A 13938-nucleotide genomic window follows, 5' to 3' on the forward strand; every position below is an offset into this window, starting at 1 on the left:
AAACGCCCGCTTGCGCGGGCGTTTTCCTCGTTCGGGACCAGTGGACCCGGTCAGGCCTGGGGCTGGGGCTCGATGGAGCCGCCGGCGCCGCCGGGACGCGGGCGCTTGGTGGTGGGAATGGCCGAGCCGCGCGGGTTCGACGGCTCGATCACGCTTTCCCGGTTCGGCGTCTTGCCGTCCAGAAGGTCGATGATCTCGTCGCCGGACAAGGTCTCGTATTCCAGCAGGCCGCGCGCCAGGGTCTCGAGGTCCTGCTGGTGCTCGGTGAGGATGCGCTTGGCCTCCTGATGGCCCTCGTCCACGAGGCGGCGCACCTCGCGGTCGATGGTCTGGGCAGTGGCCTCGGACACGTTCTGCTGGCGTGACACCGACATGCCGAGGAACACCTCGTCCTGGTTGTCGCCATAGGCCACGGCGCCGAGATCCGCCGAGAAGCCCCAGCGCGTCACCATCATCTTCGCGAGGCGGGTGGCCTGCTCGATGTCGGAAGCGGCGCCGGAGGTCACCTTGTCGTGGCCGAAGATCAGCTCTTCCGCCACGCGCCCACCCATCATGATGGCAAGGCGCGAGGTCATCTGCTCGTAGGACATGGAGAGCTTGTCCCGTTCGGGCAGCTGCATGACCATGCCCAGCGCGCGGCCGCGGGGGATGATGGTGGCCTTGTGCACCGGGTCCGTGGCCGGCACGTTCAGGGCCACGATGGCATGGCCGCCCTCGTGATAGGCGGTCAGCATCTTCTCTTCCTCGGTCATGACGAGGGAGCGGCGTTCCGCGCCCATCATGACCTTGTCCTTGGCATCCTCGAACTCGGCCATGGTGACCATGCGCTTGTTGCGCCGGGCCGCCATCAGCGCCGCCTCGTTGCAGAGGTTGGCGAGGTCCGCGCCGGAGAAGCCGGGGGTGCCGCGGGCGATGGTCTTCAGGTTCACGTCCGGGGCGACGGGGATCTTGCGAGCGTGCACCTTCAGGATCTGCTCGCGGCCCACCACGTCCGGGTTCGGCACGATGACCTGGCGGTCGAAGCGGCCGGGACGCAGCAGCGCCGGGTCGAGCACGTCGGGACGGTTGGTGGCGGCGATGAGGATGATGCCCTCGTTCGCCTCGAAGCCATCCATCTCCACCAGCAGCTGGTTGAGGGTCTGCTCGCGCTCGTCGTTGCCGCCGCCGAGGCCGGCGCCACGGTGGCGACCCACCGCGTCGATCTCGTCGATGAAGATGATGCAGGGCGCGTTCTTCTTCGCCTGCTCGAACATATCGCGCACGCGGCTGGCGCCGACACCCACGAACATCTCCACGAAGTCCGAGCCGGAGATGGTGAAGAACGGCACGTTGGCCTCACCGGCGATGGCGCGGGCGAGCAGCGTCTTGCCGGTGCCGGGGGGGCCGACCAGCAGCACGCCGCGCGGGATGCGGCCGCCGAGGCGCTGGAACTTCTGCGGGTCGCGCAGGAATTCCACGATCTCGGTGAGGTCGCTCTTGGCCTCGTCGATGCCGGCCACGTCGTCGAAGGTGACGCGGCCATGCGCCTCGGTCAGCAGCTTGGCGCGGCTCTTGCCGAAGCCCATGGCCTTGCCGCCGGCACCCTGCATCTGGCGCGACAGGAAGATCCACACGCCGATCAGCGCCAGGAACGGCAGCCAGGAGACGAGCAGGCTCACGAACCACGGCACGTTGTCCGACGGCGCGCGGGCGGTGATCTGCACGCCCTTGCCGTACAGCCGCTGCACCAGGGACGGATCGTTCGGCGCGTAGGTCTGGAAGCTGCCGGAACGGTCGGAATAGGTGCCGGTGATGTTCGGCCCCTCGATCACGACCTCGCGCACCTTGCCGGCGTCAACGTCGTTGAGGAGCTGCGAGAAGGAGATCTCGTTCGCGTTCGTGCGCTGCCCCGGGCTGTTGAACAGCGAGAACAGGGCCAGAAGCAGGAGGACGATGATCACCCAAAGGGCGAAATTGCGTAGATTGGCGTTCATTGAACCCTCGTGGGGACAGACAGGGCCAGCCCGTTTTGACGCCTTACCATACGGAAGGAATGCCTCCGCACTGGACTGCCGTCAGTGGGACCTCCCGCACCGTCCGCTGCCTAATCTAGGAGCGAGGCCCCTTTTTGCCAAGGACGACAGGCCCATCGACTGCTGAATTCGGTGCGAGCAGGCCGGTTTCCCGCCGGGGGGGGGCGGCCGAAACGTGCAGAACCTCGCCGCGCAGGCTCACCAGGGCACCGGCCAGCGTGCGGCGAAATGGAGCAGAGCGTACCGGCGCCGCGGCTTTCAGGGCCTCGAACAGGGCTTCCAGCTTGGCAAGCTCCACCGGGCCTTCGGTCCCCACCCTGTGGATGGCGCGGCCCAGCAGGCGCAGGGCGATCTCATCCGGCAGGCTGGCGAAGATAGGGGCGTCGAGACTGAAGGTATCCGGGCGCTCTTCGGTACCAAGACGGCGTACGGCGACCTCGGCAGCATCGGTGGCAGCCTCCAGCGCCTGGTCGGCCCGGGCGATCCGGCGCGCCAGCACGGCGAGGCGGCGGGCGTCGAGCCCCTCCCCCGCCAGAGCCGGCGCCATGGCGCGCAGGCGCGGGCGGGCGAAGCGGAGATCGCCATTGCTAGGGTCGCGCACGAACGCGAGGCCTGCGGCCTCGAGCGTCGCCACCAGTCGCGCCTTGGGCACGTCGAGAAAGGGGCGCAGCAGCGCGAGGCCATGGCGCGCGGCATCGCCGCGCATGCCGGACAGGCCGGAGAGGCCCGAGCCGCGGGCGAGACGGAACAGCACCGTCTCCGCCTGATCGTCGCGGGTGTGGGCGAGCGCGATGGCGGTGGCCCCGGCCTGCCGCCCGGCATCCGCCAGCAGGCTGTAGCGCGCCTCCCGCGCCGCCTCCTGGATGCCGTGGGCGGGCTTGGCACCCTGCCAGACGAGGATGCGGTGGGGCACGCCCAGAAGGGTGGCGAAGGCACCGACCGCCTCGGCCTCGGCTGCGGCCTCCGCCCTCAGACCGTGGTCCACCGTAGCGGCGATCAGGTCCGGACCGGACGCACGGCCGGCGCGCCAGCGCGCGGCGAGATGCAGCAGGGCGGTGGAATCAGGCCCTCCGGAAACGGCGATCAGGATGCGGGTGTTGCGCGTGAAGGGAGCGAACAGGGTATCGAGCGCGCTGTCCTCGATGGGGCTGGTCTCCTGAGGGGCGCTCTCCTGAGGGGCGCCCTCTTGGGGGCCGGTCTCCCCGGTGTCCATCGCCGCACCGCCGCCCGTGGTCATTCGGCCTCAGCAGCCGACGCGCTTCTGTTCCCGCTCCACCGCCTGGCGGATGGAGGACGGGGCGCGCGGATACTTGCGGTCCACCTCCTGCAGGGTGGCGCAGGCGGTTTCCTTCTCGCCGAGGCCGGCGAGGGACTGGCCGAGCCGCAGCAGCGCCTCGGGGGCGCGGGTGGAGTTGGGATATTTGGTGGAGACCTCGAGGAAGGAGGCCGCCGCGTCCCCGTAATTCTGGCGCAGGAACAGGCTCTCCCCGAGCATGAAGGTGGCGTCGGGAATGATGCGGTCGCCGGACGCGGACTGGATGATCTGCCGGAAGGTCTGCTCGGCGCCGGCATAATCCTGGCGCTGAAGCTGGGCCTGGCCGGCGTCGTAAAGCTCGCGCACGGAGGCGCCTTGCCCCGGCAGCGCGGCCACCTGGGTGCCCCCGGCCGGGCGCCCGCCGGGAACGGCTTCAGCCGGGCGCGGCAGGGCCGCGGCGGCGCTCGCGGGCGAGCCCAGGGGCTGCGGCGCGCCGGGGGCGGCGGGGTCCATGTTGGGATCGAAGGCGTCGGACCTCTTGCCGGAGGCGCCGGGCACGGTCGCCGGGCGACCGGAGGGCAGCGTCGCCGCCGGCGCCAATGCGGGTGCGGACGCCGCGGCCGGAGCCCGGGCGCCGCCGGCACCTTCCTCCAGCCGGCGCACCTGCGCCTCGAGCTGCTGGTTGCGATACTGCAGTTGCTCCACCTGCCCGGTGAGCTGGCGCAGGGACGATTCGAGCCGCTCCATGCGGCCGACCAGCTCGGTTTCGTCGCCGCCCTGCACGGGCTGGGGCGTTGCGGCCGGGGGCTTGAAGATATTGCCGAACAATCCACCGTCCTGCTGGGCGGCGGCGGGCAGCGCGACGGCGCTCAGGGCGAGGGCGAGAACACCGACCAGCGGCAGGCGCATCATCTTGGGTCCAAGGGCTTGTGGCGGGAAGGACGGCCGGGATCAGCCTCCCGAGCGCTCAAGAATAGGGGATGGATCACGTCCAAAGTGTGACTCGGCAAGGGCTTGGAGGGGCGCTGTCGGGAAGTCGTGCACCGTGTCTCGCCGTCTGCCGCCACCGGACGCAAGACACCGCCCCTTTCCTTGCCCCGCAAAGCGAAAGGGCCGGCGGCCGCTGGCGGCGCCGGCCCTTTTCGATGATACCGGCTGCCGCGCTCAGGCGCCGCCGGCGTTCAGCACGGTAACGGCGCGACGGTTCTGCGACCAGCAGGAGATGTCGTTGCAGACCGCGACGGGGCGTTCCTTGCCATACGAGATGGTCCGCATGCGCGACGGATCGATGCCGCGGGCGGAGAGATAATCCCGCACGCTCTGGGCCCGCTTGGCGCCGAGGGCGATGTTGTATTCGCGGGTGCCGCGCTCGTCCGCATGACCTTCGATGGTGAAGGTGTAGCGGTTCCACTGCTGCAGCCACTGGGCCTGACGATCCAGGGTGGCCCGCGCCTGGGGCGTGAGGTCGGTCTGGTCGCTTTCGAAGAACACGCGATCGCCCACCGCCACCACGAATTCCTGTGGCGAACCGGGCGGGCCGCCCGCACCGCCAGCACCGGCGGCGTTCTGGTTGGGATTATTGGCACACGCGGCAAGGGCCAGCGCGAAGCCGAAAAGCGCCGCGAACCGGAACCCGCGAGCTAGCCTGAGGAAACGCATTCCGGTATCTCCCTTCTCAACGCTGGACCGGAGGCTTTCGTCTATCAGCCGCCCGGTTAAGCGAACGTTCCGTGCACGGCCTGAAGCCGCATGTCCTGCCGGAAACCGTGCGGCGCGCCGCAGTTCCTGCGCGCCATGGTTTCCAAGCCGTTATCCTTGTCGCCTCTTCCCGGCGCGCGGCGGCACGCCCGCTCCAGGCGGACAACGCGCATGCGGCGGTTCCGAAGAGGGCCGCAGGGCTGGCAACGCCGGCCCGTCGACGAGGTCTTCACTGATGCCGTCTCGTGGCGTCATCATGGCGAGCAGGTGCAGGGCTCGGGGGCAGACCGACGACACCGGCGAGCGTTGCACAAGTGCCACACTCACCCGAGCCGTATCAGGCGCGGCCGGCTTCCCAGCGGGCAGCCTGGGCCTCGGCCTTCTTGCGGTCGGCAGCAGGCAGCTGGGTGACCATCTCGTCCAGCATGGGGTCGCCAAGCCCGCGATGCTTGGCGAGCAGGTGCCAGACGGCGGCCTGGGCCTTGTCCTGCGACACGCCGCGGCCCACAGCGAGCAGCCGCGCATAGCGATTCTGGGCGATGGCATTGCCACCGAGAGCGGCCTTGCGGAACATGGCGGCCGCCGCCGCCTCGTCCTTGGGCACGCCCACGCCGTTGAACTGCATGATGGCGAATTCCACCTGCGCCGTGATGTGGCCGAGCCGAGCCGCCGAAGCCATCAGCTGCGCCGATTGGGCAACGTCCTTTTCCACGCCGTTGCCCTCCTTGAGCAGCACGGCGAGGGCATATTGGGCGTCCTCGATATCCTTGCCGGCCGCCACTTCGAACCAGCGCGCGGCCTCCGTTGGCTCCTTGGGGATCTGGCGACCCTGGAGATAGAGCAGGCCGAGATTGTAGGCCGCAGGGCCATTGCCCTTTTCCGCCGCCTCCCGGAACAGCCTGGCGGCCTCCACTTCGTCCTTCTTGAGACCCTGCCCGGCCAGCGTCAGGTTGCCGAGGGACAAAAGCGCGCCCGGCGAGCCGGCCGCTGCGGCCTTGCGATACCATTCGATGGCCTTGGCGAAATCCAGCGGCACGCCGTAGCCCGAGCCGTAGAGGTCGCCGAGCAGGGTCATGGCTGCCGGGTCGGTTCCCGCGCGGGCACGCTTCAGCGCCTCGTTGAAGGCGGAAAGGTAATAGCCGCGCTGGTAGGCGCCGTAGGCCAGATCACCGCTGCCCCCCGGCGTATCGAGGCTGGGATAGGAGATCTGCGGCCCCAGCAGCGGCGGCCCGCCGCCGGCGTCGGGACGCGGCGCACCGGGCTTGTCGGTGGGTTTGGCCGCAGGCTTCGCGGCAGGTTTGGCAGCGGGCTTGGCCGCAGGCTTCGCGGCGGGCGGCTTGTCGGAAGTGGGCTTGTCGGAGGAGGGTTTTTCGGAGGGTTTGGGCTGTGGAGCGGTCTGGGCGAGTGCGGAGGTGCCCGCCAGCGCAAGGGCCAGCGCGAGGTTCAAGGCCGCGACGCGCGCCATTCCCCGCGCCGCCGCCGGCGAAACCCGCCGGACCTGGCCCATGCTCATGGCTGCGCGTCCACGCGTGCAAGGCGGTCCATGGCCGCCCTCACCGTCGCCGCGCCGCCGTCCGCCACCAGCGTCTCGGCCAGCGCGACGAAATCGGCACCGGCGCGGGCCAGCGCCTCCGCCTCGTCGAGGGAGGCCGCAAGACCCACGCATGGCACCTCGAACAGCTCGGCCCACCAGCCCACGAGATCGAGAATTTCAGCAGTGTCCCCCGGCTGGGGCTCCAGGGCGCCGAAGAAGACATAGTCCGCCCCGCCCTCCCCGGCCTCCATGGCGTCGTGGCGGCTGGCGAGGCCGCCCGCCCCCACGATGGCCTGCGGCTTCAGGGCGCGCAGCGCGGCCTGAAGGCTGCGCAGATCGCTCACATGGACGCCGTCGAGGCCGGCCGCCGCGACGAGATTTTCCGGCCCGTCCACCAGCACCGCCGCATCGTGCTTCTGGATCGCCTCGGCCACGGCGCGCAGGTGGCCGCTGTCAGGCGCGCCGCCTTCGGGCACGCGCAGCACCACGGCGGCCACGTCGCCGGCGCGCACGGCCGCTGCAGCCACGTCCGGCCGCAGCTCGGGCGTGAGGGTGAAGACCAGCATGAGTCGGGCGCCAGGCGGCGGCAAAGGGGAAGACATGGATGATCGGTCGGCCAAGAAATCGGCAAATTGGGGGCACGGCCCGCGGGAGCGCAAGCCGATCAGGCTGCGGCGCAATCTGACTGGTATCTGCTCTACCGCAAGTTCGCGGGCCGATATATGCCCAGCGGCTTCAAGGCGAACTGAACCTGCATCGACGACGCGAATCGGGCAGGACGAGCAGCGCCATAAAAAAGGGCCGGCGCGAGCCGGCCCTTTGTCTTCTCATGAGGCAAGGCGCGCTCAGGCGGCCTTGCGCTCTTCCTCCGACGACCACTGGCCGAGGGCGGCGAGCGAGTTCATGTGGGCGCGATGGGTGAACGCCGCCTGGGCCTTGGCCACGTTCTCGGCCTTGCCGGCCCACGCCTTCTGCGGCGCGGCCTGGAGGGCGCGGCCGTAGGAGTAGGTGAGCTTCCAGGGCAGGCCGCCCAGCTTCACCATGGCGTCGAGATGGGCGGTGGCATCCTCGTCCGACTGGCCGCCGGAGAGGAAGGCGATGCCGGGCACCACGGACGGCACGGTGCTCTTCAGCACACGCACGGTCTTCTCGGCCACCTCCGCCACAGAGGCCTGCTTCGCGGCCTTCTTGCCGGGCACGATCATGTTGGGCTTCAGCACCATGCCCTCGAGGCGGACTCGCTGGTAGTACAGCTCCTCGAAGGTGGTATTCAGCACCCACTCGGTCACCCGGTAGCAGGTGTCGATGTCGTGGCTGCCGTCCATGAGCACTTCCGGCTCCACGATCGGCACGATCCCGGCTTCCTGGCACAGGGCCGCATAGCGGGCCAGCGCATGGGCGTTGGCCCGGATGGAGCCGTAGGAGGGGATGCCCTTGGCGGTGTCGATGTCGATCACCGCGCGCCACTTCGCGAAACGGGCTCCGAGATCATAGTATTCCTTGAGGCGGCCGGCGAGGCCGTCGAGGCCCTCGGTGATGGTCTCACCCGGGAAGGCCGGCTGGGGCTTGGCGCCCGCGTCCACCTTGATGCCGGGGATGGAGCCGGCCTGCTGGATGAGGCTGACGAGCGGCGTGCCGTCCTTGGCCTTCTGCCGGATGGTCTCCTCGTAGAGGATGACGCCGGAGATGTATTTGGTCATGGCTTCCGAGCGGAACATCAGCTCACGATAGTCGCGGCGGTTCTCTTCGGTGGATTCGACACCGATGGCGTCGAACCTCTTCTTGATGGTGCCGCTGCTCTCGTCTGCCGCCAGAATGCCCTTGCCGTCGGCCACCATTTTCTGCGCGATCGCGTCGAGCTCAGCCGTCATGTGCCTTCACCTGCCTTTTTGCCGCCCCTCGGCGGGCGTGGAGACCAGGGCGCGCCGGCCCCGATCATGAAGGACCCACGCACACCCCGACCGGCGGGGCGGGCGTGGGCCAGCGAGACATCATACCATTGCAGCGCAGCAAATGAACCCGCTGCGGTGCAACAAACAAACGCCCGGACGACATTTTGCCATCCGGGCGGTCTTTTTTCAGCGCCGTAGAGCCTCGACGCCCGGCAGGGCCTTGCCTTCCAGCCATTCCAGGAAGGCGCCGCCGGCCGTGGAGACGTAGGAGAAGTCTCCCGCGACCCCGGCATGGTTGAGCGCGGCCACCGTGTCGCCGCCGCCGGCTACCGACAGCAGCGTGCCGGCGCGGGTCCGCTTGCCCACGTCGCGGGCAACCGCCACAGTCGCGGCGTCGAACGGCGTCATCTCGAAGGCGCCGAACGGGCCGTTCCAGACCACGGTCTTGGCACCGTCGAGCTTCTGCGCCACCACGGCCACGGTTTCGGGACCGGCGTCGAGAATCATCTCGTCGTCGCCCACCTCGTCCACGCCGACCACGCGGTGCGCGGCATTGGCCTTGAACTCCTTGGCCACCACCGCGTCCACCGGCAGCACGATCTCGCAGCCGGCCGCCTTGGCCTTCTCCAGGATCTCGCGGGCGGTGTCGGCCAGGTCGTGCTCGCACAGCGACTTGCCCACCTTCTTGCCGAGGGCGGCAAGGAAGGTGTTGGCCATGCCGCCGGCGATCACCAGGATGTCCACCTTCTTCACGAGGTTCCCGAGAAGCTCGAGCTTGGAGGACACCTTGGAGCCGCCGACCACGGCGAGCACCGGACGCACCGGGGCCTCGAGGGCCTTGGTGAGCGCGGCCAGCTCGCTTTCCATGGAGCGGCCGGCATAGGCCGGCAGCTTGCGGGCCAGCCCCTCGGTGGAGGCATGGGCGCGATGGGCGGCGGAGAAGGCGTCGTTCACATAGATGTCGCCGAGGCTGGCGAGAGCCTCCACGAAATCCGGCGCGTTCTTCTCTTCACCCGCGTGGAAGCGGGTGTTCTCGAGCACGATCACCTCGCCGGCGGCGAGCCGGGAGATGGCGCTCGACGCCGCTTCGCCCACGCAGTCGGAGGCGAACGCCACCTTGCGGCCGAGCTGGCCTTCCAGCGCCTTCGCCACCGGGGCGAGGGACTGGCTCTCGTCGCGGCCCTTGGGCCGCCCGAAATGCGCCAGCAGCACCACCTTGCCGCCCTTGTCCGTGATGGTGCGGATGGTGGGCAGGATGGCTTTCAGGCGGGTCTCGTCGGTGACCCGTCCGCTTTCCATGGGCACGTTGAGATCAACGCGCACGAGGACCCGCTTGCCGGCGAGGTCCGCGTCGTCGAGGGTTCGGAAGGCGGTCATCTTGGCGCCCCCTTCCCCGCTCAACCGAGCTTGCCCATGGCGACTGCGGTGTCGGCCATGCGGTTGGAGAAGCCCCACTCGTTGTCATACCAGGACAGCACGCGCACCAGCGTGCCTTCCAGGACCTTGGTCTGGTCCAGGTGCAGGGTGGAGGAGTGCGGGTCGTGGTTGAAGTCGATGGAGACGTTGGGCTGGTCGGTGACGCCGAGGATGCCCTTCAGCGGTCCGGACGTGGCCGCGGCGATGACGGCCGCGTTGATCTCGTCCTTGCTGGTGGCCCGCTTGGCGATGAACTTGAAGTCCACCACCGAGACGTTCGGGGTCGGCACGCGGATGGAGGTGCCGTCCAGCTTGCCGTTCAGCTCGGGCAGCACCAGGCCCACCGCCTTGGCGGCACCGGTGGACGTGGGGATCATGGACATGGCCGCCGCGCGGGCGCGGTAGAGGTCCTTGTGCATGGTATCCAGCGTCGGCTGGTCGCCCGTGTAGGAGTGGATCGTGGTCATGAAGCCCTTCTCGATGCCGACGGCATCATTCAGGACCTTCGCGACGGGGGCGAGACAGTTGGTGGTGCAGGAAGCGTTGGAGACCACGAGATGCTCGGAGGTGAGCTTGTCGTGGTTCACGCCGTAGACCACAGTCAGGTCGGCGCCCTCGGCCGGGGCGGAGACCAGCACGCGCCGGGCGCCGGCCGCGAGGTGAGCGGCCGCCTTGTCGCGGGCGGTGAAGATGCCGGTGCACTCGAGCGCGATATCGACTCCCAGCGCCGCGTGGGGCAGCTGGGCGGGATCGCGCACCGCAGTGACCTTGATGGGGCCGCGGCCCACGTCGATGGTATCGCCGGCAACCTTGACCTCGCCGGAGAAGCGGCCGTGCACGCTGTCGAAGCGGAAGAGGTGGGCGTTCGTCTCCACCGGGCCGAGGTCGTTGATCGCCACCACCTCGATGTCGGTCCGACCCGATTCGATGATGGCGCGCAGAACGTTACGCCCGATGCGACCGAAACCGTTGATGGCCACCTTGACGCTCATAATGGGTCCTCCTTGAGCCGGCTTGAAGCCCGGCCTCTGCGAAACTGCGTTGCGCTCCCGCGGAAGAGCCCGCGGTGCGGCCTGGTCGCGCCCGCCGTGCGCCGATGATCTAAGCCTGCCGGAGCTGGTCGAGGGCCTTGGCCGCGACCTTGTCCCGGGTCAGTCCGAAATGGGCGAAAAGGTCCTTTCCAGGCGCCGAGGCGCCGAACGAGGTCATTCCCACAAAGGCGGCATCCGAACCGACGATGGCGTCCCACCCCATGCGGATGGCGGCTTCCACCGCCACCTTGGCCGGAGCGTCCCCGATCACCTTGGCCCGCTCTGCGGCAGGCCTTTCGAGGAAGAGTTCGAACGAAGGGATGGAGACGACGCGGGTGGGTACACCCTGCGCCTCCAGAAGCTTGGCGGCTTCCACCGCAAGCGAAACCTCGGAGCCGGTTGCGAACAGGCTGGCCTGCGCCTTGGCCGAGGCCGCGACGATCTCGTAGGCGCCGCCGGCCGAGCGGTTCTCAGGCGTAGCGTCGGTGCGCAGGATCGGCAGGTTCTGGCGCGACAGGATGAGGGCGGAGGGCCGCCCTTCCGCCTCAAGCGCGATCTGCCAGCACTCGGCCGTCTCCACCGTGTCGGCGGGGCGCATCACCAGAAGGTTCGGTATGGCGCGCAGGGCCGCGAGGTGTTCCACCGGCTGGTGGGTAGGGCCGTCCTCGCCGAGGCCGATGGAATCGTGGGTGAGCACATGGATCACCCGCTCGCCCATAAGCGCGGCGAGGCGAATGGAGGGGCGGCAATAGTCCGAGAACACCAGGAAGCCGCCGGAGAAGGGAATGAGGCCCTTGTGCAGGGTGATCCCGTTCATGGCTGCCGCCATGCCGTGCTCGCGCACGCCCCAGTGCACGAAGGAGCCGGCGAAATCGTCCGGCGTGATGGCCTTCGCGCCCTTGGCCTTGGTGTTGTTGGAGCCGGTGAGGTCGGCCGAGCCGCCCAGCATCTCCGGCACCACGGGGGTAATGAAATCCAGTACCAGCTCGGACGACTTGCGGGTGGCCACCGCGCCGCCGTCCGCCACCGCCTTCTGCTTGACGGCGACGATGGCGCCTTCCAGCGCCTGCGGCAGCGTGCCGGCGATGCGGCGCTCGAACTCGGCCCGGTCGGCGGCGGGGGCAGCGGCGAGGCGCGCGTCCCAGGCCGCGCGGGCGGCGGATCCGGCGGCGCCGGCGGCGCGCCATCCGGCGAGCACGTCGGCGGGGATCTCGAAGGGCGCGGCCTCCCAGCCGAGGGCCGCGCGGGTGGCGGCGATCTCGTCGGCGCCGAGCGGGGAGCCGTGCACCTTTTCGGAGCCCGCCTTCTTGGGACTGCCGAAGCCGATGACGGTGCGGCAGGCGATCAGGGTCGGCCGGTCGGAGGCCTTGGCGGCCGTGAGCGCTGCGAGGATGGCCTCGGGATCGTGGCCGTCGATGCGGGTCGTCGCCCAACCGGAGGCAGCGAAGCGCGCCAGCTGGTCGGTGGAGCCGGAGATGGAGGTGGCGCCGTCGATGGAGATGCCGTTGTCATCCCACATGACGATGAGCTTGGAGAGCTTCAGGTGGCCGGCGAGGTCCGCCGCCTCCTGGCTGATGCCCTCCATCAGGTCGCCGTCGGAGCAGAGCACGAAGGTGTGGTGGTCCACCACATCCTTGCCGAAGCGGGCGGCGAGCGCGCGCTCCGCCATGGCCATGCCCACGGCGGTGGCGATGCCCTGCCCGAGCGGGCCGGTGGTGGTCTCGATGCCTTCGGTAACGAAGTTCTCGGGATGGCCGGGGGTGAGCGAGCCGAGCTTGCGGAAGCGCTTGATCTCCTCGATCGTCACCTTCTCGTAGCCGGCCAGATGCAGCACCGAATAGAGCAGCATGGAGCCGTGGCCGGCGGACAGCACGAAGCGGTCGCGATCGGGCCAGAAAGGACGCGTGGGATCGTACTTCAGGACCTTGGTGAACAGGACGGTGGCGATGTCCGCAGCACCCATGGGCAGGCCGGGATGACCGCTATTGGCAGCTTCCACCGCGTCCATGGCAAGGAAGCGGATGGCGTTGGCCATGCGGTCGTGACTCGTGCGGCTCAGCATGAATTCCGTTTCTCCCGCGCCGGGGTCCGGACGCGCCGCCCTGCCAGAGACAACCTCGAGCTGTGGCAGACCCATCAGGGTCATCCGGCCAGTGTTGGCCGCCTTGTACCAAGGCTCGCATGGCTGTCAAACCTGCCCGGTCCTCGAACGTCAAGCTGGGCGGTTCGCAGAGCCCCGCGCTGCATCGTCGCGCCTGCAGCAAAGCTTCCGCATTGCAGCATTCGCAAATGCGGAAAGTTGGAGGGGCCGGAGGCTCTCCTTTGACCCATTCATGTTGACAGGTGGGGAAAGTCTGGCGCCATGCGGTCCGACTCGGCTACACTTTGCCAATGTATGCGCTGAAGCATCGCCCGCCGCTCCAGGACGCCCCCATCGAGGCCGCGACCCGGCGCCTCCATGCGGCCCTCGACGCCCTGAACGACGCGCTGGATCGCCGCCGCGAGACCGACCGCCATCAGGAGGCGCTGGCGGCCCAGCTTCACGCCATGGGCAACGACCGGGCGCGCCTTGCCGCTGAGCTCGATTTGGCCAAGGCTGATGCCGGCCAGGTGGAGGAAGTGGGCCGGGAGATCATCCGCCGCCTGGACGTGGCCATGGGCACGATCCGCGACGTGCTCGCGACCCACGGCGGCTGACGGGCATGCCTCATGTCTCGGTCACCATCGCCGGTCGCCAGTACAGGATGGCCTGCGACGAGGGGCAGGAAGAGCACCTCATCCGGCTCGCCCACGACATTGACGGCCGCATCTCCCAGTTGCGCACCGCCTTCGGCGAGATCGGCGACCAGCGCCTCGTGGTCATGGCCGCCATCACCATCGCCGACGAACTGGCGGAAACGCGCCGGCGCGTGGCCGCGCTGGAAAGCGACATCGAGAGCCAGCGAGACGCCCGGGCCTCCGCCATTGCCCGCATCGAGGCGAGCGAGGAGGAGGTGGCGCGCACCATCGATCAGGTGGCCGAGCGCATCGAGCAGCTTGTCTCCCAGCTCGCCCCCAAGGAGCGCGGCTCGGTGGGCATGGGCTGAGGATCGGAATGAGC

12 protein-coding genes are annotated in these 13938 nt (G+C 69.2%); 2 read left to right on the forward strand and 10 right to left on the reverse strand.

Features of this window, described 5'->3' with window-relative positions; all coding sequences use genetic code 11:
• Nucleotides 1-50: 50 nt before the first annotated feature.
• From ftsH to tkt, 10 genes are all read right to left on the reverse strand, one after another.
• Nucleotides 51-1973: an ATP-dependent zinc metalloprotease FtsH gene (gene ftsH, locus FZ033_RS04365; protein WP_149574923.1), complete on the reverse strand. Its 1923-nt coding sequence runs from the start codon at nt 1971-1973 to the stop codon at nt 51-53.
• Nucleotides 1974-2088: 115 nt separating this feature from the next.
• Complete coding sequence (tilS, locus tag FZ033_RS04370) at nt 2089-3225, reverse strand: tRNA lysidine(34) synthetase TilS (protein ID WP_149575063.1); 1137 nt, start codon at nt 3223-3225, stop codon at nt 2089-2091.
• Between the two features lie 30 nt (nt 3226-3255).
• A complete protein-coding gene (ybgF, locus tag FZ033_RS04375) occupies nt 3256-4179 on the reverse strand; it encodes a tol-pal system protein YbgF (protein WP_149574924.1) in 924 nt (307 codons plus the stop codon).
• A gap of 252 nt (nt 4180-4431) precedes the next feature.
• On the reverse strand, nt 4432-4926 hold the full coding sequence (gene pal, locus FZ033_RS04380) for a peptidoglycan-associated lipoprotein Pal (protein ID WP_149574925.1): 495 nt from the start codon (nt 4924-4926) through the stop codon (nt 4432-4434).
• 376 nt (nt 4927-5302) lie between these two features.
• A complete protein-coding gene (locus FZ033_RS04385; protein ID WP_232847324.1) occupies nt 5303-6478 on the reverse strand; it encodes a tetratricopeptide repeat protein in 1176 nt (391 codons plus the stop codon).
• Nucleotides 6475-7065, reverse strand: a complete 591-nt coding sequence (locus FZ033_RS04390) for a thiamine phosphate synthase (protein WP_188079300.1) — start codon at nt 7063-7065, stop codon at nt 6475-6477. The genes FZ033_RS04385 and FZ033_RS04390 overlap by 4 nt, the downstream gene beginning before the upstream one ends.
• Nucleotides 7066-7344: 279 nt before the next feature.
• Nucleotides 7345-8370, reverse strand: a complete 1026-nt coding sequence (locus FZ033_RS04395; protein ID WP_149574927.1) for a class I fructose-bisphosphate aldolase — start codon at nt 8368-8370, stop codon at nt 7345-7347.
• Between the two features lie 207 nt (nt 8371-8577).
• Nucleotides 8578-9768: a phosphoglycerate kinase gene (locus FZ033_RS04400; RefSeq protein WP_149574928.1), complete on the reverse strand. Its 1191-nt coding sequence runs from the start codon at nt 9766-9768 to the stop codon at nt 8578-8580.
• Between the two features lie 20 nt (nt 9769-9788).
• The gene (gap, locus tag FZ033_RS04405) at nt 9789-10799 is read right to left on the reverse strand and encodes a type I glyceraldehyde-3-phosphate dehydrogenase (RefSeq protein WP_149574929.1); all 1011 of its coding nucleotides are present in this window, start codon (nt 10797-10799) and stop codon (nt 9789-9791) included.
• 109 nt (nt 10800-10908) lie between these two features.
• Nucleotides 10909-12900: a transketolase gene (tkt, locus tag FZ033_RS04410; RefSeq protein ID WP_149574930.1), complete on the reverse strand. Its 1992-nt coding sequence runs from the start codon at nt 12898-12900 to the stop codon at nt 10909-10911.
• A gap of 329 nt (nt 12901-13229) precedes the next feature.
• Between tkt and FZ033_RS04415 the strand changes: the two genes are divergently transcribed.
• Nucleotides 13230-13535, forward strand: a complete 306-nt coding sequence (locus FZ033_RS04415) for a DUF4164 domain-containing protein (protein ID WP_149574931.1) — start codon at nt 13230-13232, stop codon at nt 13533-13535.
• 5 nt (nt 13536-13540) lie between these two features.
• Nucleotides 13541-13924, forward strand: coding sequence for a cell division protein ZapA (locus tag FZ033_RS04420; RefSeq protein ID WP_149574932.1), 384 nt, complete (start codon nt 13541-13543; stop codon nt 13922-13924).
• The last annotated feature ends 14 nt before the right edge of the window (nt 13925-13938 follow it).

This window comes from Xanthobacter oligotrophicus (assembly GCF_008364685.1).
GTDB lineage: Bacteria > Pseudomonadota > Alphaproteobacteria > Rhizobiales > Xanthobacteraceae > Xanthobacter > Xanthobacter oligotrophicus.